This is a genomic window from Micromonospora sp. IBSANI012 (genome assembly GCF_052814045.1).
This window is the reverse complement of the sequence record NZ_CP199933.1, coordinates 6,167,531-6,189,634: the sequence shown is the minus strand read 5'-3', so window position 1 is coordinate 6,189,634 and position 22,104 is coordinate 6,167,531. Positions and strand designations below refer to the sequence as shown.

Annotated in this window: 22 protein-coding genes, 1 tRNA gene and 1 pseudogene; 11 read left to right on the top strand and 13 right to left on the bottom strand. The window is 72.9% G+C overall.

The genetic code is table 11. From position 1 onward, the window contains the following. Positions 1-69: 69 nt before the first annotated feature. Positions 70-1,161, bottom strand: coding sequence for an ABC transporter ATP-binding protein (locus ACTWM8_RS28700; RefSeq protein WP_377605509.1), 1,092 nt, complete (start codon positions 1,159-1,161; stop codon positions 70-72). Positions 1,162-1,527: 366 nt separating this feature from the next. Here ACTWM8_RS28700 and ACTWM8_RS28695 point away from each other — a divergent pair. Continuing rightward, positions 1,528-1,604 (top strand) — tRNA-Thr (locus ACTWM8_RS28695). Positions 1,605-1,880: 276 nt separating this feature from the next. Here ACTWM8_RS28695 and ACTWM8_RS28690 read toward each other — a convergent pair. From ACTWM8_RS28690 to ACTWM8_RS28680, 3 genes are all read right to left on the bottom strand, one after another. Beyond that, complete coding sequence (locus ACTWM8_RS28690; protein WP_446211659.1) at positions 1,881-2,351, bottom strand: hypothetical protein; 471 nt, start codon at positions 2,349-2,351, stop codon at positions 1,881-1,883. Positions 2,352-2,564: 213 nt separating this feature from the next. Continuing rightward, entirely contained in the window at positions 2,565-3,065 is a 501-nt protein-coding gene (locus tag ACTWM8_RS28685) for a hypothetical protein (protein ID WP_446211658.1), read from the bottom strand. A gap of 160 nt (positions 3,066-3,225) precedes the next feature. After that, positions 3,226-3,453, bottom strand: a complete 228-nt coding sequence (locus ACTWM8_RS28680) for a hypothetical protein (protein WP_377605519.1) — start codon at positions 3,451-3,453, stop codon at positions 3,226-3,228. A 127-nt stretch (positions 3,454-3,580) separates the two neighbouring features. On the opposite strand from ACTWM8_RS28680, the gene ACTWM8_RS28675 reads away from it, so the two are divergent. From ACTWM8_RS28675 to ACTWM8_RS28655, 5 genes are all read left to right on the top strand, one after another. Then, the gene (locus ACTWM8_RS28675) at positions 3,581-3,985 is read left to right on the top strand and encodes a helix-turn-helix domain-containing protein (RefSeq protein WP_154941457.1); all 405 of its coding nucleotides are present in this window, start codon (positions 3,581-3,583) and stop codon (positions 3,983-3,985) included. Positions 3,986-4,019: 34 nt separating this feature from the next. Further along, on the top strand, positions 4,020-4,439 hold the full coding sequence (locus ACTWM8_RS28670; protein ID WP_088964361.1) for a VOC family protein: 420 nt from the start codon (positions 4,020-4,022) through the stop codon (positions 4,437-4,439). A gap of 13 nt (positions 4,440-4,452) precedes the next feature. Next, positions 4,453-5,118, top strand: coding sequence for a DUF998 domain-containing protein (locus tag ACTWM8_RS28665; protein ID WP_446211657.1), 666 nt, complete (start codon positions 4,453-4,455; stop codon positions 5,116-5,118). A gap of 72 nt (positions 5,119-5,190) precedes the next feature. Further along, the gene (locus tag ACTWM8_RS28660; protein WP_446211656.1) at positions 5,191-5,805 is read left to right on the top strand and encodes a histidine phosphatase family protein; all 615 of its coding nucleotides are present in this window, start codon (positions 5,191-5,193) and stop codon (positions 5,803-5,805) included. A 29-nt stretch (positions 5,806-5,834) separates the two neighbouring features. Beyond that, on the top strand, positions 5,835-6,260 hold the full coding sequence (locus ACTWM8_RS28655; protein WP_446211655.1) for an ASCH domain-containing protein: 426 nt from the start codon (positions 5,835-5,837) through the stop codon (positions 6,258-6,260). Between the two features lie 81 nt (positions 6,261-6,341). On the opposite strand, the gene ACTWM8_RS28650 is transcribed toward ACTWM8_RS28655, so the two are convergent. Next, positions 6,342-7,004, bottom strand: a complete 663-nt coding sequence (locus ACTWM8_RS28650; RefSeq protein WP_446211654.1) for a type 1 glutamine amidotransferase domain-containing protein — start codon at positions 7,002-7,004, stop codon at positions 6,342-6,344. Positions 7,005-7,261: 257 nt separating this feature from the next. Beyond that, positions 7,262-7,594 (bottom strand): hypothetical protein, encoded by a 333-nt coding sequence (locus ACTWM8_RS28645; protein WP_446211653.1) that lies wholly within the window; start codon positions 7,592-7,594, stop codon positions 7,262-7,264. Between the two features lie 359 nt (positions 7,595-7,953). Between ACTWM8_RS28645 and ACTWM8_RS28640 the strand changes: the two genes are divergently transcribed. The 3 genes and pseudogenes from ACTWM8_RS28640 to ACTWM8_RS28630 form a co-directional block, all read left to right on the top strand. Then, positions 7,954-10,344, top strand: coding sequence for a M4 family metallopeptidase (locus ACTWM8_RS28640; RefSeq protein ID WP_446211652.1), 2,391 nt, complete (start codon positions 7,954-7,956; stop codon positions 10,342-10,344). Between the two features lie 111 nt (positions 10,345-10,455). After that, positions 10,456-11,223 carry an enoyl-CoA hydratase/isomerase family protein gene (locus ACTWM8_RS28635; protein WP_446211651.1) on the top strand — a complete coding sequence of 256 codons (768 nt, stop codon included), beginning with the start codon at positions 10,456-10,458 and terminating at the stop codon, positions 11,221-11,223. Positions 11,224-11,318: 95 nt separating this feature from the next. Beyond that, positions 11,319-11,540, top strand: a pseudogene (locus ACTWM8_RS28630) (DUF6228 family protein); the annotation flags it as partial. Between the two features lie 170 nt (positions 11,541-11,710). Here the strand turns inward: ACTWM8_RS28630 and ACTWM8_RS28625 are convergent. From ACTWM8_RS28625 to ACTWM8_RS28610, 4 genes are all read right to left on the bottom strand, one after another. Next, on the bottom strand, positions 11,711-12,154 hold the full coding sequence (locus ACTWM8_RS28625; protein WP_446211650.1) for an HNH endonuclease: 444 nt from the start codon (positions 12,152-12,154) through the stop codon (positions 11,711-11,713). A 426-nt stretch (positions 12,155-12,580) separates the two neighbouring features. Then, positions 12,581-13,423, bottom strand: coding sequence for a hypothetical protein (locus ACTWM8_RS28620; RefSeq protein ID WP_446211649.1), 843 nt, complete (start codon positions 13,421-13,423; stop codon positions 12,581-12,583). Between the two features lie 93 nt (positions 13,424-13,516). Beyond that, on the bottom strand, positions 13,517-15,043 hold the full coding sequence (locus ACTWM8_RS28615) for an FAD-dependent oxidoreductase (protein ID WP_446211648.1): 1,527 nt from the start codon (positions 15,041-15,043) through the stop codon (positions 13,517-13,519). A 38-nt stretch (positions 15,044-15,081) separates the two neighbouring features. Next, positions 15,082-15,573 carry an MSMEG_6728 family protein gene (locus ACTWM8_RS28610; RefSeq protein WP_446211647.1) on the bottom strand — a complete coding sequence of 164 codons (492 nt, stop codon included), beginning with the start codon at positions 15,571-15,573 and terminating at the stop codon, positions 15,082-15,084. Between the two features lie 87 nt (positions 15,574-15,660). On the opposite strand from ACTWM8_RS28610, the gene ACTWM8_RS28605 reads away from it, so the two are divergent. Next, positions 15,661-17,445 (top strand): NAD-binding protein, encoded by a 1,785-nt coding sequence (locus ACTWM8_RS28605; RefSeq protein WP_446211646.1) that lies wholly within the window; start codon positions 15,661-15,663, stop codon positions 17,443-17,445. A 141-nt stretch (positions 17,446-17,586) separates the two neighbouring features. Here the strand turns inward: ACTWM8_RS28605 and ACTWM8_RS28600 are convergent, their stop codons facing one another. Both ACTWM8_RS28600 and ACTWM8_RS28595 read right to left on the bottom strand, forming a co-directional pair. After that, entirely contained in the window at positions 17,587-18,822 is a 1,236-nt protein-coding gene (locus tag ACTWM8_RS28600) for an APC family permease (protein ID WP_446211645.1), read from the bottom strand. Positions 18,823-18,832: 10 nt separating this feature from the next. Then, positions 18,833-19,600: a phosphatase PAP2 family protein gene (locus tag ACTWM8_RS28595; protein ID WP_446211644.1), complete on the bottom strand. Its 768-nt coding sequence runs from the start codon at positions 19,598-19,600 to the stop codon at positions 18,833-18,835. A 111-nt stretch (positions 19,601-19,711) separates the two neighbouring features. Here ACTWM8_RS28595 and ACTWM8_RS28590 point away from each other — a divergent pair, with 111 nt between their 5' ends. After that, the gene (locus ACTWM8_RS28590; protein ID WP_446211643.1) at positions 19,712-20,923 is read left to right on the top strand and encodes a DUF4032 domain-containing protein; all 1,212 of its coding nucleotides are present in this window, start codon (positions 19,712-19,714) and stop codon (positions 20,921-20,923) included. Positions 20,924-20,992: 69 nt separating this feature from the next. Here the strand turns inward: ACTWM8_RS28590 and nagA are convergent, their stop codons facing one another. Further along, positions 20,993-22,102: an N-acetylglucosamine-6-phosphate deacetylase gene (gene nagA / locus ACTWM8_RS28585; protein ID WP_446211642.1), complete on the bottom strand. Its 1,110-nt coding sequence runs from the start codon at positions 22,100-22,102 to the stop codon at positions 20,993-20,995. Between the last annotated feature and the right edge of the window lie 2 nt (positions 22,103-22,104).

Here is a 22,104-nt window from a genome sequence, read left to right as displayed (position 1 = left end):
CGCAGACGAGAAGGGGCGGCCCGCCGACAGCGGACCGCCCCTTTCGCGTACGTCAGTGCAGCCGGTACGTCAGATCCGCTTGCCGGTGACGGCGTGGAAGACGTGGCTGCGGCCGGCGCGCGGCTTGACGAACACGGTGTCGCCCATGTTCGGCATGGTGCGCCGGTCGGTGCGGACGACGAACCGCTCGTTCGCGCCCTCGAGCGCGGCGTGCCCGTAGACGTTGGCGTCCGAGCCGAGGTCCTCGACCAACTCGACCACGACCGGCATGCCGCCCTCGGTCGGGCTGACCAGGTCGCAGTCCTCCGGGCGGAAGCCGACGGTCACCTTGCCGTCGCCACCCTCCTCCTTGGCCGCCGCGACCTGCTCCCGGGTGAGCGGGATGTGCAGGTCGGCGAAGGCGGCGCCCTGCTCGTTCAGCGGCACGGTCTTGATGTTCATGGCGGGGGAGCCCATGAAGCCGGCGACGAAGACGTTGGCCGGGGTGTCGTAGAGCGTGCGGGGGGTGTCCACCTGCTGGAGCACGCCGTCGAGCATGACCGCCACCCGGTGGCCCATCGTCATCGCCTCGACCTGGTCGTGCGTGACGTAGACCGTGGTGATGCCGAGCTTGGCCTGCAGCGACGCGATCTGGGTACGGGTCTGCACGCGGAGCTTGGCGTCGAGGTTCGACAGCGGCTCGTCCATGAGGAAGACCTGCGGCTCGCGGACGATCGCGCGGCCCATGGCCACCCGCTGGCGCTGGCCACCGGAGAGCGCCTTCGGCTTGCGGTTGAGGAACTCCTCCAGCTGGAGCAGCCCCGCCGCCTCCTTGACCCGCCGGTCGATCTCGTCCTTGGAGGTCTTGCGCAGCTTCAGCGCGAACGCCATGTTCTCGTACACCGACATGTGCGGGTAGAGGGCGTAGTTCTGGAAGACCATCGCGATGTCGCGGGCCTTCGGCGGCAGGTGGGTGACGTCCCGGTCGTCGATGTAGATCGCGCCGTCGTCGACGTCCTCGAGGCCGGCGAGCATCCGCAGGCTGGTGGACTTACCGCAACCCGACGGGCCGACCAGGACGAGGAACTCCCCGTCGCCGATCTGGAGGTCGAGCTGGTTGACCGCGGGGCGTTCGGTGCCCGGGTAGATCCGGGACGCCTTCGCGTAGGTGACCGTAGCCATGGTGGAGCGCTTCCTTTCACCGGCAGGAACGTGCCGGACGATCCGAGTGAAGGAGCCACCGGCACCCTCGGTGCCGGTCCTCGGCCGACGTCCCGGGGCGGCCGGAGCCGATCAGGGGTGTCGTCCGTGTCACTGCACGGTAAACGGCTTTCCCCACCCTGCCAAGACAGGGGGACAGCGGGTGGGACGGACCGCATACGCATTCCGGTCAGTCGGGCACGCCCGGGTATCAATCGGCACGGACGGCCGCGCGGGCCACGGCGATGCGTCGGGCCCAGGGGTCGGGAAATTGACGTTTTCCGTGCTCGGGACACCTGCCGAGCGGGATTTTCGGACACCAGTCGCTATGCTGACGTCGACACACGCGCCCCTGTAGCTCAGCTGGCCAGAGCACTCGCCTTGTAAGCGAGATGTCGCCGGTTCGATCCCGGCCGGGGGCTCCAATTCCACCAGGCAGTTCCCACCGGGCGCTGCCGCGTGTCGACCGGTTGACAGCAACGCTGACAGCGACCGGGGGCATGACAGCCGCCCGTGGAGCTTGCCGAGCGCCTGACGGGCAACCCGCTGCACGCTCTGCTGAATCCGCAGTGCGCCCTCGTCCAGGTCGACATCCGACCAGCGAAGGCCGACCAACTCGCCGCGGACGCGGTAAAGGCCGCCGGCTCTCGCCGGCGGCCTTTACCCTCAGCTCCCCGAGTGGTGTTGTGCTGTGTTGATGCTTAGCCGAGCAGGGACAGGATCCGGTTGAGCAGGGCGACGACGCCGTTCAGCGCGCCACCGCCAGTGTTGTCGAGCAGGCCGGCGACCGCGCAGAGCAGGTTGCCGAGAAGGTTGCCCGGACCCTGCTGGGCGGTGATGTCCAGCACGACCTCGTCCAGGTGGACCTGAAGGCCGAGCAGATCAAGATCCAGCGGCCCGAGGTTCAGGTGCAGGATGTCGCAGGTACCGATGGCTTGCAGGGGCGTGGTGACCTGCTGCGTCACGGTGCCGAGCGTGGTCCCCACCGAGTTGGTCAGGGTGCCGGTGAGCGTGCCGACGGCGGCGAGCTGGCCGTTCTGGTTGACGAAACGAGTGGGCGTGAACGTACCGGCGAAGGTGCCGGTACCGCCGAGGGCGTCAGTGAAGCTACCCGTGACCGGGGTGGCCAACGCGGACGCGGCGGGTGCGACGGCCGGAGCTTGCTGCGTCACCGGGGCGGCCTGAGCCACTCCGGCCCCGCCGAGGACGAGACCCGCTCCCGCCGCGAGCGCAGCGACAGTGGTGCCGAGGCGTGCTAAGCGCATGAGCTGTTTCCTTCCTGTCGGTTGCCTTGCGCCTAGTTCCTACCCGCAGCTAGCAGGGCAAACCTCTGGAGGAAACTTCACATTGGACTGGACGCGACCGTGGTCGGCGTCGCCGACGCGTTACTGCCCGTCGCCTGTCGTCAGGTGGGACGCCATGTAGCGGATGACGGGCCCGTCGGGATCGCCGTAGTCGAGGATGATGTGCGGTTCACCGCTCTCCCCCGAAGGGGCGCCGCCAGTCTCCCGGTAGCCGGCGTTCCCGCCGGGTGCCCTGGTGGTAGGGGCAGTCACGCTGATGTTGACGTGCTGTGCGAAGCGGTCGGTCTCGGTGGCCAACCCGCTCGTGATCACGACGATGGTCGAACCGGGCTCATGCCGATCCCGCGGCAGACCGCCTGCGTCGTCGGGATTCGGCTTGTTGGGTAGACAGCGGCAGGCCCGGCCGCGAGCGTGTAACGCCTGCGCCAGGTAGTCGACAAGGGCAAGGTGCGTATTCGGGCAGTCCAAGACCACCCGCAGGCCGCGACCGACGGACGCCGCCACGATCGCGTCGGCAATGGTCGTCAGCGCTGCCCGTTCGCGCGCGATCGCGGAAACATCAGACACAGTCGTGCCCTTCACCCAGGCGTGACTTCACCTCGCTACAGGCGCAGCTGATCAGGTCCTTGTTACATCCCGCCCTCAGCGCCGATCACTGTGTGCGGCGGGGCGGTGGCCGGCGGCGGCCACCGCCCGTCCTGCGTCCACGGCACGCCGGCCGACCGTCGGGGGTCCGGCAGCCTCACTCGCCGCCGTTCGACTCCTCGTGGAAGTAGACGGTGAGCGAGTACCAGTCACCGTGTTCGTTGATCTCGTTCTCGAAGGTCACGTCCTGGATCCACACCGGCCCGAGCTCCTCGATGGTGTCCGCGACCCGCCGGAGCAGCGCCGGTACGTCGTCCTGGCCGGGTCCGACGGGGTTCGCCTGGGCGAAGTACCGGACGGTGGGGAATTCGGAACCTTCTTTCACAATAAGATTGTTGCATCGATGTGTACCGTTGCGTTACCCCGCGGTGCCGGCCGTGGGCCGGGTCGCTCCCGGCCCTGGGCGACGGCGATAGCCTGGCGTCGACGGCGGGGACGACGGGTGGGGGCCGATGAGTCGTGCGGTGGAGGAGTCGAACCGGGCCATGCTGCGCGCCCGGGACGCCATGGACCGGGCGTACGCCGAGCCGCTGGACATCCCGGCGCTGGCCCGGATAGCGCTCGTCTCCGAGGCGCACTTCATCCGGACCTTCCGCGCCACCTTCGGCGAGACCCCGCACCGCTACCTGCAACGGCGGCGGGTGGAACGCGCGATGTCGCTGCTGATCGAGAGCGAGCGGGACGTCACCGACATCTGCTTCGCGGTCGGCTTCAGCAGCCTCGGGACGTTCAGTCGGACGTTCCGGCAGATCGTCGGCGAGTCGCCTAGCGACTTCCGCAGGCGCCGCTCGGCCGCCGCCGCGCGCGTGCCGAGCTGCTTCACCAAGGCTTGGACCAGACCCAGCAGTTTTGGATAAGCAGCAGGTCAGGCCACGCTCTAGCGTGGTGGGCATGACGATGAACGCGATCAGCCGCTCCCAGATCTACGTCCTCGACCAGGACGAGGCCCTCGACTTCTACGTCGGCAAGCTCGGCATGGAGGTCAACACCGACCAGGACCTCGGCTTCATGCGCTGGCTCACGGTCAACCTGCCTGGCGACCCGGAGCGCGAGATCCTGCTGGAGAAGCCGGGGCCGCCCGCCCTCGACCCGGCCACTGCCGAGCAGGTCCGGGAGCTGCTCACCAAGGGGGCGCTGGGTGGCTACCTCTTCATGACCACCGACGACGCCCGCAAGACGCACGAGGACCTGGTCGCCAAGGGCGTCGAGATCACCGACGAGCCGGAGGAGCGCCCGTACGGGATCGACTTCGGCATCCGGGACCCGTTCGGCAACAAGATCCGTATCGGCCAGATGTTCCCCCGGGCCTGAGGGGAGCGGGGCCGTGACCGACGCGATCACCCTGCCCGCCGCCGGACCGGCCGCCCTCGGCCGGGACCGGGCCCTGCTGGCCGGCGGCGTCCTCGCCGGCCCGGTCTTCGCCGTGTCCGCGCTGGCCCAGGGCGTCACCCGGGACGGCTTCGACTTCCGGCGGCACCCGGTCAGCATGTTGAGCACGGGCGACCTGGGTTGGCTCCAGATCGCCACCTTCCTGGCCACTGGGGCGCTCTGCGTCGGCGCCGCCGCCGCGATGCGCCGCCGGCCGGTGACCGGCTCGGCCTGGCTGCCCCGGCTGCTCGCCCTCTGGGGGTTCGGCCTGATGGCGGCCGGGGTCTTCAGCGCCGACCCGGCCGACGGCTTCCCGGCCGGCACGCCGCGCGGGCCCGGGCAGATCAGCTGGCACGGCGGGCTGCACTTCCTCGCGGCGGCGGTCGCCTTCGGGTCGCTGATCGTGGCGACCGTCGTCGTCGGCCGCCGGGCCGCCCGCGACGGCGACCGGGTGTGGGCCGTCATCAGCATCGCGACCGGGGTGTTCTTCGCGCTCGCCTGGGGCGCGCTGATGGTCCGGCCCGGCCCGGTGGCCATGGTCGCCTTCGGTCTGGCGGTGACCGTCGGCTGGGCCTGGGTGACCGCGACGTTCGCGGCGGCGCTGCGACGGTCGCCTCGCTGACCGTGATCGGGGCGGCGACGGTCGGGAGGCGCGGGTTAGCATCGCGCCTCCCGACCGCACGAGGAGACGACGATGGCCACCCGGCTGCTCTACCTGGCCCGGCACGGCGAGCAGGACCGCCCGGACGTCGAGTCGCCGGAGGTGGGGCTCTCCGAGCGGGGCCGCCGGCAGGCCGCGCTGCTCGGTCAGCGGCTGCGGGCCGTACCGTTGCGCGCCGTCCACCACGGCCCGCTGCGCCGGGCCGTCGAGACCGCCGAGCTGGTCGCCGGGTCACTGCCGACGGTCCCGGTGTACGCGACCGAGCTGGCCGGCGATCACCTGCCGCACGACACCGACCCGGCCGGGCTGCCGGTGGCGTACGCGAGTTTCCTGGCCGGCTTCTCGGCGCGCGAGCGGGCCGACGGGCCGCGACTGGCGGCGGAGGCCGTCGCCCGGTTCGCCACGGCCCCGATCGACGGTGACGTCCGCGAGCTGGTGATCACGCACAACTTCCTGATCGCCTGGCTGGTCCGGCACGCCCTGGACGCCCCGGAGCGGCGCTGGCTGGGCATCAACCACCACAACGCCGGGCTGACCGTGATCCGCTACAGCTCGACCGGGCCGCCCAGCCTGATCGCCTTCAACGACGTGGCCCACCTGCCGCCCGAGCTGCGCGGCACCGGACTGCCCAGCGATTATCGGGTGTGACCGGACGCGGTGGCGGCTACGGTCGCCGGATGACGACGCCGCCGCCCGACCTGCCGAAGACCGAGTTCGCCTTTCCGGGGCCGCTGCGGGACCAGCTCGTCGCGGCCGTCCTCTCCGGCGCGAAGACCTCCACCACCGGTCTGTTCCAGGACCACGAGCGTGACGAAGAGCCGCTGCCGGTGGTCGGCGACCGCTTGGTGGTGGTCGACTCCGCCGACCGCCCGGTCGCGGTCATCGAGCTGACCGAGGTACGCCTCGTCCGGCTCGGCGACGTCGACCTGGACCACGCCCGGGACGAGGGCGAGGGGTACGACTCCGTCGCCGCCTGGCGCGCCGGGCACGAGGCGTACTGGCACGGCCCCGACTACCGGGATTGGCTCGGCGACCCCGACTTCACCGTGACCGACGACACCCTCGCGGTCGCCGTACGCTTCCGCCTCCTCCAGCGCCTCTGACGACCGCACCGTCGCGGAAGGAGTGGCCGTTCCACCGGGAACAGCCACTCCTTCCGGGCATCCGCACCGCCCCGAGGGCGGTCAGCGGGCGGCGACGGTCCTGACGACGGCCTCGGCCATGGCCCGGGCGGACTGCGGGTTCTGGCCGGTGACCAGGCGGCCGTCGACGACGACGTGCTCGGTGAAGTTCGGCGCCGGCACGTGCACGGCGCCGGCCTCGGTGAGCTTGTCGGCCAGCAGGAAGGGAACCTCGTCGCTGAGGCCGACGGCGTTCTCCTCGTCGTTGGTGAAGCCGGCCACCCGCTTGCCCGCCACCAGGTGGGAGCCGTCGGAGAGCTTCAGGTTCACCAGCGCGGACGGGCCGTGGCAGACCGCCGAGACGACCCCGCCCCGCTCGTAGACGGTCGCGGCGATGCGCGCCAGGTCCGGGTCGTTCGGGAAGTCCCACATCGTGCCGTGACCGCCGGCGAAGACGATCACGTCGTACCCGGTCGGGTCGACCTCGGCGGCCTTCGGGGTGTGCTCCACGCCGGCGGTGGCCAGGAAGTCGTTCTGCGTCCGGTCGTTCTCGTCCCGGCCGTCCAGCGGCGGCTGGCCGCCGGCCACCGAAACCAGGTCGACGTCCCAGCCGGCGGCCCGGAACACCTCCCACGGCTCCGCGGCCTCACCGACGTAGAAGCCGGTCTCGCGGCCGGTGGTGCCGAGCTGGCGGTGACTGGTCAGAGCGATGAGTGCACGTGTCATGTCGACCATGCTGGCGCGCGAATCCATAGCCGACCAATAGGCGAACGACACAGCGGCGATAGGTTTGCTGATGTGAAGGTGTCGCTCGACCTGCTCCACAGCTTCCTGGCCGTGCACCGGTCGTCCGCTGTCGAGCCCGGCGGTGCCGCCGCTCAACACGCTCTTCCTGGCCGCCCGGCCCGCGGTGGCGGGGCGGCGCGAGGTGCAGGCGGTGCGGCGGGCGCTGCTGACGGCGGCGGCCGGCTGGTAACCCGGGGTCAGCGCAGGGCGCCGGCCCGGAGCAGGAGGTCGGCCAGGGCGGACGCGGCGGCCGGCGGCTGGGGGCCGCTCGGGCAGTCGGTCCACTCGACGGTGTTCGCGCCGATGGTCAGCCGGTAGGTGTAGGTGTCCGCGCAGCGCACGTCGGGGCGGGCGGGGCCGCCGCTGCTGGGGGCGCTGGCAGCCAGGGCGCGCAGCCGGTCGAGGTCGGCGGGGGAGAGCTGACCGGTCCGGGTCGCGCCGGTGCGACCGGTCGCCGTCCATCGGCCGTCCGGTTCCACGGTCACCGTCTCCGCGCCGCCCGCGAACCCGCCGCTACGGGTCAGCGTCACCCTGGAGGCGGTCGCGGCGGGGGCGCCGGTGGCGGTGCCGCCCGGCGTGGCGGTGCCCGGCGTGGCTGTGGCGGTCCCACCGGTGGGGGTGTCCGACGTCGGCGCAGGTGAACCGGAACCGGTTGCTGAGCAGCCGGTCAGGAGGCCGGCCACAGTTACGATCTTGACAATGGCCAGGACGGATGATCTCATGCCGTTCGGACGTGCATCGACGCCGCCGGGTTCCCTCACCAGGGCTCATCCTCCGTTCGGCCAGTGTCGCGGGATGGAAGCGCTTCCCCTCTTCTCTTTTCTTCTATGTATCGCCATATTTACATGCGTGACTACCCCCGTCACACCTTTCCTTGTCAGGAGGGCACGTGAAAAGAACCCTCGCCGCCGTCAGCGCAGCGCTGCTTACCAGCGGCATGCTGACCTGCGTCGCCACCGCAGCGCAGGCGGCCCCCACCGCCCCCGCCCCGGACACCTCACCCGCAGCTCGTGCTGAGAGCCTGCTCCGCAACAACCCCGGCGCCGTCCAGGGCGCCAGCGGAGAGTCGTACCAGGCCGTCCGCACGAAGGTGGACGCCAGCGGGGCGTCGCACACCCGCTACACCCGCACCTACCAGGGCCTCCGCGTCTACGGTGGCGACTTCGTCATCCACACGACGCCCACCGGCGGCTACGCCGGCTCCTCGGTCGGCCTCGCCGCGCCGCTCACCCTCGCCACCGCCGCGAAGGTCACGCCAGCCAGAGCCAAGGCGACGGCCAGGAAGGCGTTCTCCGGCAAGCTGGAGAGCGTCGGCGCGTCCGAGCTCTTCGTCGACGCCAGCTCCGGCACGGGCCGCCTCGCCTACGAGACGGTGCTCTCCGGCTGGCACACCGACGGCCAGACCCCGTCCCGGCTGCACGTCATCAGCGACGCCGTCAACGGCAAGGTGATCGGCTCGTACGACGAGATCGAGATGGTCGCCGGCACCGGCAACAGCATCTACTCGGGCACGGTCAGCATCGACACGACGCTCTCCGGCAGCACGTACCAGATGATCGACCCGTCGCACGGCAACGGCTCCACCTGCGACATGAACCAGGGCACGTCGACCTGCACGACGTTCACCGACGCGGACAACACCTGGGGCAACGGCACCAACTCCAACCGGCAGTCCGCCGCCGTCGACGCGCACTTCGGCGCGGCCAAGACGTTCGACTACTTCAAGAACGTGCACGCCCGCAACGGCATCTTCGGCGACGGCCGCGGCGTGCCGAGCCGGGTGCACTACGGCAGCAACTACGTCAACGCCTTCTGGGACGGCTCCCGGATGACGTACGGCGACGGCTCCGGCAACGCCCGGCCGCTGGTCGCCCTCGACGTGGCCGGCCACGAGATGAGCCACGGCGTCACCGAGAACGTGGTGCCGGGCGGCCTGACCTACTCCGGCGAGTCCGGCGGCCTGAACGAGGCCACCAGCGACATCTTCGGCACCATGGTCGAGTTCTACGCCAACACCACCGCCGACCCGGGTGACTACCAGATCGGTGAGAAGATCAACATCAACGGCAACGGCACGCCGCTGCGCTACATGTACGACCCGGCGCTGGACGGCTCGTCCGATCGTTGCTGGACCACCAGCACCAAGAACAAGGACGTGCACTACTCGTCCGGCCCGGCCAACCACTTCTTCTTCAACCTGGCCGAGGGCACCGGCGCCACCCCGTACGGCACCTCGCCGGTCTGCGGCTCCGCCCCCGCCGTGACCGGCATCGGTCGCGCCAAGGCGGAGAAGATCTGGTTCCGCGCCCTGGACGTGTACTTCACCTCCAACACCTCGTACGTCAACACCACCACGCCGTCGAACACCGCCCGGGCCTACAGCCTCCGCGCGGCGACCGACCTGTACGGCACCTGCTCCACCGAGTACAGGACCGTCCAGGCGGCGTGGACCGCCGTGGCCGTCTCCGGCAACGACGCGCCCTGCTCGACCGGTAATGACTTCTCCGTCTCGCTCTCCCCGACCTCCGGCTCGGTGACCGCGGGCGGCTCGGTCTCGACCACCGTCGCCACCGCCACCACCAGCGGCAACCCGCAGACCGTGACGTTCTCCGCGTCCGGCCTGCCGACCGGCGCCACCGCCACGTTCAACCCGACCTCGGTCACCTCCGGCGGCTCGTCGACCCTCACGATCGCCACCTCGGCCAGCACGCCGGCCGGCACCTACACGGTGACCGTCACCGGCGCCGGCTCGGTGAACCGGACGGCGGCCTACACGCTGACCGTCAACGGCACCGGTGGCGGCTGCACCGGCGCCGGCCAGAAGCTCGGCAACCCCGGCTTCGAGTCCGGCACCACCCCGTGGGCGTCGACCTCGGGCGTCATCGGCTCGTTCACCGGCCAGCCCGCCCGTACCGGCACCCGCAACGCCTGGCTGGACGGCTACGGCAGCACCCACACCGACACGCTCTCGCAGGCGGTGACCCTGCCGGCCGGGTGCACGTCGTACAACTTCACCTTCTGGCTGCACATCGACTCGGCGGAGACCACCACCGGCATCGCGTACGACACGTTCAAGGTGCAGGTGCTCAACTCCTCCGGGACGGTGCTGGCGACCCTGGCCACCTACTCGAACCTGAACAAGGCCGCCGGGTACTCGCAGAAGTCGTTCTCGCTGGCCGCGTACGCCGGTCAGACCGTCACCCTGAAGTTCACCGGCACCGAGGACTCCTCGCTCCAGACGTCCTTCGTGGTCGACGACACCGCGGTCAACGTCTCCTGACCTGACCACGCCGTCGGCGGGCCCGGCGGCCACCCCTCGCGGGTGGTCGTCGGGCCCGCGCCGTTATGGTCGCCGGACCGGGTCGGCGCGTGCCGGCCGGCGGAAGGGGTGGTGTCGGTGTCGGACGCGGAACTGACCGTCGAGGTGAGCGGCGCGGTGGCGACGGTGACGATCCGGAACCCGGCCCGGCGCAACGCGATGACCCCGGACATGTGGCGGCGGCTCCCGGTGCTGCTCGACGCCCTGGAGGCCGACCCCGCGGTGCGCGCCCTGGTGCTCACCGGCGGGGGCGGCACCTTCTGCGCTGGCGCCGACCTGGGCGACCTGGACGAGTTGCTGGACGCCGGCGATCACAGCATCGCGGTCGTCGCCGAGGAGCGGCTGGCCGCCTTCGCCAAGCCGACCGTCGCCGCCGTGCAGGGGCCCTGCGTCGGCGGCGGCTGCCAGCTCGCCGTGGCCTGCGACCTGCGGGTCGCCGCCCCGGACGCCCGCTTCGGCGTGCCGCCGGCCCGGCTCGGGCTGGTCTACCCGGCCCCGACCACCCGCCGGCTGACCCGGCTGGTCGGCCCGGCGACGGCGAAGTTCCTGCTCTTCACCGCCGAGCTGATCGACGCCGAGCGCGCGCTGCGGGTCGGCCTGGTGGATGAGGTGGTCGACGACCTCGCCGGCCGGGTGGCCGCGATCACCACCGCCATCGCGCAGCGCTCGCAGCTCAGCGTCGCCGCCGCCAAGGAGATCGTCGACGACCGGGCCGGGCCGGCCCGGATCGCCTGGTGGCACCGGAAGGTGCGGGACAGCGGCGAGGCCCGCGAGGGGGTCGCCGCCCACCGCGAGCGACGCGCGCCGAACTTCGCCTGGTCACCGTCCGACCGCCCCTGACCGCCGTGTCCTGATCTGCGGTACGACACCAGGGGCCGGCCCCGGCACCGTTGGACACCGATCGGACGCTACGGACCTGATGACGTAGACGGATCGCCGACTACCAGGGCTGGACCGAGGAACGTCGTTGGCAGACGAACCACCTGGCTGTCCATGCCGTCTTCCATTCCCGCGGCCACGTCGCACTGACCTGGCACCTTCAACCCTCGGTGTCGCATTCGGACCCGTGGCGAGCGTCGATCACCACCTGGCTCGAAGCCGGCGAGCAGATGAGCCGCCTTGCCGCAGACCTCCGCGAGTTCCTGCCCAAGCCGTGAGTCGTCCACGACATCAGGTCTGTAGCGTCGGCAACCCCTCCGGACTGACCGGGGCGGACTGACCGGGGGCGGACTGACCGGGGTGGAGGGACCGGGGCGGAGGGACCGGCGGGCGCCGCGCCGGAGGCGTACCCCTCCGACGCGGCCCCCTGTGCCCGCCGGCCGGCGGGTCACCGCCCGGCGAACGCGGCCCAGCTCGGCGTCACCGGCTCGCGCCGCAGCGGCATGCCCGCCTCGGCCGGCGTCCGGTCGCCCTTGCGCTGGTTGCAGGCGTAGCAGGCGGCGGTCGTGTTCTTCCAGGTGTTCCGGCCACCGCGCGAGCGGGGCAGGATGTGGTCGATGGTGCTGGCCGGGCCGCCGCAGTACCCGCAGCACCGGTCGTCGCGCCGCAGCACGGCGGCGCGGGACCAGGCCGGCCCGGCGTGGAACCGCCAGCGGGTGACCACGTACCGGACGAGGCGGACCACCCGGGGGACCGGGAAGACCCCGATCACCTGGTCCGGCTCGGCCTCGTGGATCTCGGCGACCCGGCGGCACAGCATCCGGATCGCGTGCTGGACGGTGACCCGGTGCAGCGGGCCGAGGTCGGCGTTGATGACGAGGACGGCGTCCACCGGGCTCTCCCTTCACGATCGGCGGCGGACCGGGCCGGACAGCGAAAAGCCGCCCGGTCCGGCTGGGGGACGGGCGGCTGGAGCGCGTGCGGGCACGCGTCAGTCGGGCCACCCGTCCCGGGGACCTTCAGCTCGGCAACCATCGAGCGGCAGCGTCGACCACGCGCACGTGACGTGCGACAACGACATGACTGACTCCCGGCGGGCTGGTTGACCTTGCGCGATCACGGTAGGGCGGGCCCGGGCGGGCCGGCAACGCATTTCGATGCCCGCCCGGGCCGGCTCAGCCGGAGACCGACCAGACCCGCACCTCCACCGAGGGCGGTGTGGCCCGGAAGCGGTTGTGCAGGATCTGGAGGTAGTTGACGACGGTGGGGTCGCCCGGGTCGGGCTGGCAGTAGGTGACCGGCGTCTTCCGGACCAGGTTCAGGTTGATGCTGTCCGGCCGGGACGCCCGGGGATTGCGGCAGCCGGCGTAGTGAGGTCCTTCGGGTCGTCGGTCCAGTGGTACCAGGCGAGCTGTTCCAGCCGGGCCTGGAAGATCAGCGTCCCCGCGCCGGTGCCCCGGTCCAGCCGGAGGGCGGGGACGAAGGAGACGGCGTCCTCTCCGCGCAGCGTCCACCTCGGCGCGTCGGGCGGCGGCACCCAGTCCGGTCCGGTCGGCCCCGGCGTCGGTGCCGCGCTGGTCGGCGGGTCAGGCTTTCCGGTGGTCGACGGGTCGGCCGACGCGGGTGTCGTGGCGGCGGGACTGGTCGCGGCGGGCGTGGTGGCGCTGGGACTGGTCGCGTCCGCCTCCGACCGGCGGTCGGTGATCGCGTACGCCAGTGTCGTCCCGGCCACCACCAGCAGCAGCACGGCGATCCCGGCGGCCAGCAGGCGGCGGGACGGGCGCCGCCGCGCCGGGCCTGACGGCGCTCCCGGACCGCCGGTCCGGCCCGTCCCTTCGCCTCCGGACTCCGGGCCGTCCACCGGGCCGCCGGTCGCCGGCCCGCCGTCGGCCCCCGGTCCGGCGCTCCGGCCGTCGGTCGCCGGCCCGCCGATCCGGCCGGCCGCGTCGCCCGCCACTACGTCGCCCGCGCGGGAGGAATCCGCGCCCGGGCCCCGGCGGGCGGCCTCGACCAGGGAGAGCACGCCGACCGCGGCCGAGATGCAGGCCCCGACCAGCCCGACCAGGTCGTTGGTGCTCTTGACCCCGATTCCCCAGGCCAGCAGCGCGACCCCGAGGCCGGCCAGGCCGAGAAGCGTGAAGACCCTTCGTTGACCGGTCATGGGAATCATGGTGCGGGCCGGAGCGACCGGGAACGCTGTCCGGTTCCCGACCGTCGGCGGACCCGGCCGGGGAGAGCCGGCGGCTCCGGCCGTTCAGCGTCGGGCCAGCAGTCCGCGTGGCCGGACGGACCGGACCGGCTCGGCAGCCGCGCCCTCGGCCCGCAGGATGTGGTTGGCGGCGATGATGCCGGTCGCCGCCGCGCGCTCCATCAGCGCGCTCGGGAACTCCGTCCGGATGCCGTCGCCGGCCAGGTAGAGGGCGTTCGCGTCGGTGCGTACCCCCGGCCGGTCGGCGTGGCTGCCCGGGGTGAACGCCGGGGCCTGGGCCGCCACCCGGGCGCGCAGCTCCCGAACCCGCAGCCCGGCCGCCTCCGGCCAGAGCGTGGTCAGCTCGACCCGCATCCGCTCGGCCAGCTCCTCGGCGGGCACGCCGTCGTCGCAGGCGTACGCGTGCAACTCCACCACCGAGCCGCCGGTCCGCTCGGCCCACCGGCGGGAGGCGTTCTCCAGCCGGTGGTAGAGGGTCACCGAGTCCAGGGTGGGCTGCCGGGACACCCCGCTGAACACCGCCCGGTCGGCGCGGACGTCCCCGTCCATCCAGTACCGCGCCACCGCGTACGGCGGACCGGGCCGGCCGAACGCGGGCAGCCGCGCCACCAGCCGGGGCGCCGCCCCGGGCAGGCCGGGCGAGGCCGCGACCAGGGCGGCCAGCGCGGGCGGGTCGACGGCGAGCACCACGTGCGCGGCGCGGTACGCCGAGCGGTCCGCGGTCCGTACCCGCCAGCCGCCGGGCTCCCGGTCCAGTCGGGTGGCGGCGGCGTCGGTGACCACCCGGCCGCCGTGCTTCTCGACGTGCCGGGTCAGCGGCTGCCAGATCGCCGTCGCGTAGTCCTCCTCCGGGCAGTCGAAGGCCAGCCCCTCCGGGTTGCCAAGCAGGTAGAAGTGGAACTGGGCGATCATCTCGGCGGCCGACATCTCCGCCTCGCGGTTGAAGAACGAGTGCGAGAAGACCTCGAAGAGCATGGCCCGGGCCCGGTCCGGCAGCTTCAGCGAGGTCAGCAACTGGTCGGCGGTGGCGGTGTCGAACTCGGCGTAGGTGCGCTCCGGGTGGTAGCTGAGCAGCGGCAGCGCGGCGTCCCGGTCCATCCGGCGCAGGTCGGCGAGGCGCAGGCTGGGGCTGCGCAGCAGGAGGGCGAGCAGGTTGAGCGGCGGCGCCGGCGGCAGGCTGCCGAACTCCTCCGTCGGCCACTGCCCGCTTAGGATCGGGTACCCGAGGATCGGCTTGAGGAAGCCCAGATTCGGGTCGACCCGGCGCAGGATCGCCCGCCAGTTGTAGTACTGCCGGAAGAACGCGTGGAAGCCGTGCTCGACGAGCTGGGTGCCGTCGGGCAGGGTCTCCGGCCAGGCGCCGAGCCGGCCGCCGAGCGTCGGCGCGGCCTCCAGCACGGTCACCGCCACGCCCCGCTCGGCGAGCACCACCGCCGCGGACATGCCGGCGATCCCACCGCCGACCACCACGGCCTCGACCGGGCGCGGCACGCGGGGGGCGCCACCGCCGCCGGGGTCGACCATCCGCTGCCGTACGCCGATCAGCCGGCCCAGCATCTGCGACAGCGCCATGTGCACCTTCCCGGCCGAAGAGATTTCAGTGTGTCCGGTCAGCCCTCGGACGGCAGCAGACAGCGCCGTTCCCGGTCCGAGGCGGGCCAGACGTACTCCAGGTCGGGCGGGATGTCGCCGAACTGCGGCCGGTAGTGCTCCGGGTCCTTGCGCAGCAGCGACGAGCGGTGGCTCAGGTGCAGGTCCTCCCGGCCCAGCCAGGGTGGCAGCTCGTCGGCCATGGCCAGCTCGGCCTGGGTGCGGACCCGCTCGATCCCGCAGGCGGCGGCCAGGTCGGTGGTCATGGTGCCGGCGCAGGTGTCCGCCCGGCCCGGCTCGCACCAGACGGCGCACATGTCCAGCCCGTACCGGGTCAGCGCCTCCTCGTAGCCGGCCCACATCTTCACCGCCGGATGGTTGCGCCAGCCGTAGGTGGGCCGGGTCAGCCCGCGCAGCACCTGGATCGTCTCCACCCGCTGCTTGCCCAGCCGCTTCTGGTCCAGCGTCCGGGCGCTCGCCAGAAAGTCCGGGTACGGGAGGAACGTCTGCATGTCGCTGCACTACCCGCCGTACGCCCCGACATGCGCTCATGATCAGCGGGGCTGCGCCCGGTGCGACCGGCTGACTACCATCCGGTCATGGCGGAACCCCTGCGCGACCGCGCGCGCCGCGCGACCGGCTGGCGGTTACGGGCCAACGGCGAGACGCGGCCGCACTACGTCGTCTGCGGCAACGACCCGCTCGCCTACTGGGTGGTCAAGGCGCTGCTCGCCACCGAGTTGGCGCAGGGCCGGGTCCGCATCACGCTGGTCGTGCCCGAGCGCCGTCGCTCCGAGGGGCCGGACGGCCGCGACGTCGACGGCATCCAGGTGGTCCGCGCCGACCGGCTCGACGAGGCCGCCTTCCGCCGGGCCGGCCTGGCCGGGGCCGACGGGCTGGCCCTGCTGCACCAGGACGACGTGGGCAACATGCAGGCCGCGCTCTGCGCCCAGGAGGTCGAGCCCCGGCTGCGCCTGGTGGTGCGCATGTTCAACACCAGTCTGGCCAACGGCCTGCGCGAGCTCTTCCCCGACTCGGCGGTGCTCTCCGACGCCTCGATCGCCGCCCCCGCGTTCGTGGCCGCCGCCCTCGGCGAGGTCGCCCCCACCCACTTCCGGCACGCCGGGCGCACCCTCTACGTGGCCCGCCGCGAGGACGTACGCCCCGGCGACGTCGTCTGCGGCCTGGCCGTCACCACGGATCCGACCCTGGTCCGCGTGCTGCCGGCCGACGAGCCGGCGGCCGACGTGGTGCTCGCCGAGGCGACCGGCCAGCCGGCCGGCACCGAGCTGGCCGCCCGCCGGCTGGTCCGGGCCCGCCGCCGCCGGCAGCCGCTCGCGGTGCTGCTCCGGGCGGTCCGCAGCTTCGCCACCCGCAAGATCGGCATCGCGGTGATGGTGCTGCTCGGGGTGATCGCGGTGCTCGGCTGGCTCAACTCCCGCGCGGTGGACGTGAGCTGGACTGAGGCGCTCTACCTGACCCTGGTCACCACGCTCAGCGGCCAGGACCCGGACGTGAACAAGCCGGCCGCCGCGCAGATCATGCAGGTGGTGCTCAACCTCGCCGGGCTGGCGCTGATCCCGCTGATCACCGCCGTGGTGGTCGACGGCATCGTCAACGCCCGGCTCGCCCTGCACGCCGGCCGGATCCAGCCGGAGCGCACCGGGCACGTCGTGGTGGTGGGGCTGGGCAACATCGGCACCCGGGTGATGGCCCAGCTGCGCGACTTCGGCGTCGAGGTGGTGGCGATCGACCGGACCGCCGAGGCGCGCGGCGCGGCGCTGGCCCGTCGGCTGGGCGTACCGCTGATCGTCGGGGACGCCGCCCGGGAGGAGACCCTGCGCTCCGCCTCGGTGGAGACCTGCCAGGCGCTGGTGGTCGTCTCCACCGACGACGGGGTCAACCTGCGCGCCGCGCTCAACGCCCGGGGGCTCAACGCCGAGCTGCGGGTGGTGCTGCGGCTCTTCGACGGCGACTTCGCCGAGCGGATCCAGCAGGCGTTCGGGATCGGCATCTCGCGCAGCGTGTCGTACCTTGCCGCGCCCGCGTTCGCGGCGGCGCTGCTGGACCGGGCGGTGATCGCCACCATCCCGGTCGACCGGCACGCGCTGCTGGTGGTGGAGGTGCCGGTGGTGGCCGGCGCGCCGCTGGACGGCCGGCCGCTGGCCGCCGTGGCCCGCCCCGGCGAGGTGCGCCTGCTCGCGCACACCCGGCCCGGGCAGCGGACGGACTGGTCCGCCGACCGACGGATGGTGATCAACTCGGGAGACCGGCTGACCGTGGTCGCCCGGCGGGCCGGGCTGAGCGCGCTGCTGCGCGAGACGACGCCGCCGCTGCCCCCGGGCCCGACCGGCACCCCCACCCCGCGCGAGCCGGAGGACTGACCCCGCAGGCCGGTCGGCCCCGGGCCGGTGGGTTGATCGACTCCGTTTGCGGCGTGTCGCGGCCTCCGGCGGCAAGGACACCGCGACACGCCGCAAACCGCGTCGGCCTGGCCCCGGGCGACGCGCCGGGACGGACGTGGGTCAGGTTCGGGGGCGGAGGGCGTACCAGGCGGCGCCGAGGGCGAGCACGCCGAAGCCGGCGAGCACGCTGGCCGGCGGCAGGTTGACCGCGAGCAGCAGGCAGCCGGCCAGCCCGGCGACGGCCAGCGCCCGTACCGGCAGCTTCCGGGCCGGGTCCCGGCCGAGCGTCAACGCCGACGCGTTGGTGATCGCGTAGTAGACCAGCACGGTGCAGCTGGAGAAGCCGATCGCGCCGCGTACGTCGCCGAGCGCGACCACCAGGATCACCACGGCGGCCACCGCCAGCTCCGCCCGGTGCGGCACCCGGTGGACGGGGTGCACCGCGGCCAGCGCGCCGGGCAGGTCGTGGCGGCGGGCCATCGCCAGCAGGGTCCGGCCGACGCCGGCGAGCAGGGAGAGCAGCACCCCGGTCACCGCGACGGTCGCCCCGGCCCGGACCAGCCAGGCCAGGTCGGGCAGCCCGGCGGCGGTCACCACGTCGACCAGGGGCGCGGTGGAGGCGGCCAGCCGGTCGGCCCCGAGCACGCCGACCGCGACCACGGCGAGGACCAGGTAGACCGCCAGCACCACGCCGAGGGCCAGCGGCACCGCCCGGGGGATGGTCCGCTCCGGGTCACGTACCTCCTCGCCGAGGGTGGCGATCCGGGCGTACCCGGCGAAGGCGAAGAAGAGCAGCCCGGCCGCGGTGAGCACGCCCCGGACCGAGCCGCCGGCTTCGGTGAGCCGGTCGAGCCGGACGTCGCCGGCCGCCACCCCGGCCACCGCGACCAGGGCCAGCACCGCCAGCACCACGACCACCAGGACCTTCGTCGCGGCGGCGGTCTTGCCGATGCCGCGCAGGTTCACCGCGGTCACCGCGAGCACGGCGGCGACGGCGACGAGCCGGGCCTGCCCGGGCCAGAGGTACGCCCCGATGGTCAGCGCCATCGCCGCGCAGCTCGCCGTCTTGCCGACCACGAACCCCCAGCCGGCCAGGAAGCCGGCGAACGGGTTCAGCCGCTCCCGCCCGTAGACGTACGTACCACCGGACTCGGGGTAGCGCGCGGCCAGCCGGGCCGAGCTGGTCGCGTTGCAGAAGGCGATGAAGCCGGCCAGCGCCAGTGCGACCAGCAGCCCGCCACCGCCGGCCGCGGCGGCGGCCGGGGCGAAGACCACGAAGACGCCCGCGCCGAGCATCGACCCCAACCCGATCACCACCGCGTCGGGTACGCCCAGCCGGCGCCTCAGTCGCTCCACCGGCAGCAGGCTAGGTGACCGAGGTGAACGGACGGTCCCAGGCGCGCAACCGACCGGGGAGAGGCAGGCCGTCCCAGGGCACCCGGTGCAGCAGCCGGTCCAGCAGCAGCCCGAGCAGCAGCCCGGCCACCGAGTCGGTCAGCCAGTGCCAGCCCAGGTAGGTGGTGGTGGTCAGCACCACCAGCGGCGGCACCACCCGGATGACCGTGACCAGCCAGGTCGGCAGCCGCCGGCCGAAGCTGCGCAGCAGCGGCGCGATCAGCAGCGCCAGCACCCCGTACCAGACGATCGCGTTGGCGACGTGGCCCGACGGGTAGGACTGCGCGTAGCTGACCGGCAGGTCGTGCTGGAACAGCGGCAGGGTCTGCTCGGGCGGCAGGAAGGGCTCCTTGACGCTCGCGCTGGGGGCGGGGCGGGCGGTCCACACCTTCAGTGGCCCGATCGTCAGGTAGGTCAGCGCGAAGGCGGCCACCGGGGGCAGCACCGGGCGGACCGAACGCAGCCGGACCGCCAGCAGCACGCCCAGCCCGGCGGCGAGGAGCGTCAACGGGGTGCCCTGGCCGAGGAAGTTGAACACCCGGGCCACCCAGTACGCCGCCGCCGGCCGGTGGTCCCCGGACCAGTCGGCCGCCGCCCGGTCGACGCCGAAGAAGTGGTCGGTGGCGAGCGCCACGGTCAGCCCGACCAGCCCGGCCAGCAACAGGGCGTCCCACCACCAGCCGGCGGGTCGTACCCGCGGTGGTCGGGACGCGCCGCGTACCGTCGTGGTCTCCCGCACGCGATCACGCTACCGGCCGCAGGCGGCGACCGGCCGGCGCGGGCCGTGGCGGCTGTGTGCCGAGCCACGAAGGGAAGCATTGGGCGGGGGGCACCCTTCACACTTGTCCCCGTGCGGATCACCTCGGCCCTCGTCGACCCGGCGCTGCTCGACCTCCCCTGGTCGACGCCGCTGGAGCAGTGGCCTGCCAAGCACCTGGTGGCGCTGCCCCAGGGCATCTCCCGGCACATCGTCCGGTTCGTCCGGCTCGGTGACTACGTGTACGCGTTCAAGGAGACTCGCGAGCGGATCGCCGAACGGGAGTACGACCTGCTCCGGGCCTTGGAGCGGATCGACTTCCCGGCGGTCGAGGCGGTGGCGATCGTCGCCGACCGGCAGACCGAGGACGGGGAACCCCTCGAGTCGGTGCTGATCACCCGGCACCTGCAGTTCTCGCTGCCCTACCGGGCGCTCTTCTCGCACACTCTGCGCCCGGAGACGATGAGCCGGCTGCTCGACGCGCTCGCCGCCCTGATCGTCCGGATGCACCTGACCGGCTTCTTCTGGGGCGACTGCTCGCTGTCGAACACGCTGTTCCGCCGGGACGCCGGGGCGTTCGCCGCCTACCTGGTCGACGCCGAAACCGGTGCCCTGCACAGCTCCCTCTCCAACGGCCAGCGCGGCGAGGACCTGGAGATCGCCCGGGTGAACATCTTCGGCGAGGCGCTCGACCTCCAGGCCGCCGGGCTGCTGCACGAGTCGATCGACCCGGAGGTGGTCTGCGACGAGGTCGTGCAGCGCTACGAGCGGCTCTGGCACGAGATCACCTACGAGCAGCAGGTCGAGCGGGAGGCCCGGCACGACATCGAGGGGCGGATCCGCCGCCTCAACGAGTTGGGCTTCGACGTGGCCGAGGTGGCCATGTCCACCGTCGACAACGGTCGGTACCTGGTCCGTCCGAAGGTGGTCGACGCCGGCTACCACACCCGGCGACTGCTGCGGCTGACCGGCCTGGACGCCGAGGAGAACCAGGCCCGGCGGCTGCTCAACGACCTGGACGCCTACCGGATGGAGAGCGACCTGACCGACGAGCAGCAGGCGGCGCACCGCTGGCTGACCGAGGTCTTCGAGCCGGTGGTCCGGGCGGTGCCGGCGCACCTGCGCCGCAAGCTCGAGCCGCAGGAGCTCTTCGCGCAGATCATCGAGCACAAGTGGCTGCTCTCCGAGCAGGCCGGCCGGGACGTGGGCATGGGCCCGGCGGTGCAGTCGTACCTGGCCGACGTGCTGGTGCACCGCCCGGACGAGCAGGCGGTGCTGGGCGTCGAAATGACCACGTCCGGCTGACCGCCGACCATCAGGCGGCTCCGGCCCCGGGATCAGCCGTCAACCCCGGGGCCGGAACAGCGCAGCGGGTCAGTCCAGCCAGGAGCCCTCGCGCATCACCCGGACCACGTTCAGCTCGTCGTCGAGCACGACGAGGTCGGCGCGGAGTCCGACCTGGAGCGCGCCGAGCCGGTCGCCGAGGCCGATCGCGCGGGCCGGCGTGGTGGCCACCATGCGGACGGCGTCGGCGATCGGGATGCCGGCGTCCACGGCGTGCCGCAGCGCGGCGTCCATGGTCAGGGTGCTGCCGGCGATCGCGCCGTCGCGGGCGAGCCGGGCCACCCCGTCGGCCACGGTGACCGCCTGGCCGCCCAGCTCGTACTCGCCGTCGGGCATCCCGGCCGCGGCCATCGCGTCGGTGATCAGCGCGGCCCGCTCCGGGCCGGCGGTCGCGGTGGTGAAGGTGAGGATCCCGTCGTGCAGGTGCACGCCGTCGGCGACCAGCTCGCAGACCACGTTCGGGGCGTCCAGCAGGGCGACGATCGGGCCCGGCTCGCGGTGGTGCAGCGGCCGCATGCCGTTGAACAGGTGGGTGGCGACGCTCGCGCCCGCCGCCACGGCGGCCCGGGTCTCGTCGTACGTGGCGTCGGTGTGGCCCACCGCGGCTACCACGGCGTGCGAGGTGAGCAGCTTGATCGCGTCCAGCGCGCCGGCCCGCTCCGGGGCCAGCGTCACCATCCGCACGGCGCCCGCGCCCAGCTCGATCAGCTCGGCCAGCTCGTCGGTGGAGGGGTCGCGCAGGTACTCCGGGTTCTGCGCGCCGCACCGCGTCGTCGACAGGTACGGCCCCTCGAAGTGGACGCCGGCCAGCACCCCCTCGCCCACCAGCGGGGCGAACGCGGCGGTCGCGTCCCGCATCAGCTCGAACGGGGAGCTGACCAGGCTGGCCAGCAGGGTGGTGGTGCCGTGCCGCAGGTGGAAGGCGGCCGCCGCGCGGGCGGCGTCGGCGTCGCCGGTGGTGAAGGTGTGCCCGCCGCCGCCGTGGGTGTGCATGTCCACGAACCCGGGCACGATCCAGTGCCCGTCGCGCTTCGCCGGGTACTCGGCGACCGCGGTGATCCGGTCGCCGCTGATCTCCACACACCCCTGCCGGATCACACCGTTCGGGGTCACCACCTTGCCGTTCACCCGCAGTGCCATCA

What these genes read in the sequence shown, in the direction of transcription:
- ACTWM8_RS28700 (WP_377605509.1), bottom strand. Translation starts at nt 1,161, where the DNA reads ATGGCTACGGTCACCTACGCGAAGGCGTCCCGGATCTACCCGGGCACC.
- ACTWM8_RS28675 (WP_154941457.1), top strand. Translation starts at nt 3,581, where the DNA reads ATGAGTCGTGCGGTGGAGGAGTCGAACCGGGCCATGCTGCGCGCCCGG.
- ACTWM8_RS28670 (WP_088964361.1), top strand. Translation starts at nt 4,020, where the DNA reads ATGACGATGAACGCGATCAGCCGCTCCCAGATCTACGTCCTCGACCAG.
- ACTWM8_RS28660 (WP_446211656.1), top strand. Translation starts at nt 5,191, where the DNA reads ATGGCCACCCGGCTGCTCTACCTGGCCCGGCACGGCGAGCAGGACCGC.
- ACTWM8_RS28655 (WP_446211655.1), top strand. Translation starts at nt 5,835, where the DNA reads ATGACGACGCCGCCGCCCGACCTGCCGAAGACCGAGTTCGCCTTTCCG.
- ACTWM8_RS28650 (WP_446211654.1), bottom strand. Translation starts at nt 7,004, where the DNA reads ATGACACGTGCACTCATCGCTCTGACCAGTCACCGCCAGCTCGGCACC.
- ACTWM8_RS28620 (WP_446211649.1), bottom strand. Translation starts at nt 13,423, where the DNA reads ATGACCGGTCAACGAAGGGTCTTCACGCTTCTCGGCCTGGCCGGCCTC.
- ACTWM8_RS28615 (WP_446211648.1), bottom strand. Translation starts at nt 15,043, where the DNA reads ATGGCGCTGTCGCAGATGCTGGGCCGGCTGATCGGCGTACGGCAGCGG.
- ACTWM8_RS28610 (WP_446211647.1), bottom strand. Translation starts at nt 15,573, where the DNA reads ATGCAGACGTTCCTCCCGTACCCGGACTTTCTGGCGAGCGCCCGGACG.
- ACTWM8_RS28605 (WP_446211646.1), top strand. Translation starts at nt 15,661, where the DNA reads ATGGCGGAACCCCTGCGCGACCGCGCGCGCCGCGCGACCGGCTGGCGG.
- nagA (WP_446211642.1), bottom strand. Translation starts at nt 22,102, where the DNA reads ATGGCACTGCGGGTGAACGGCAAGGTGGTGACCCCGAACGGTGTGATC.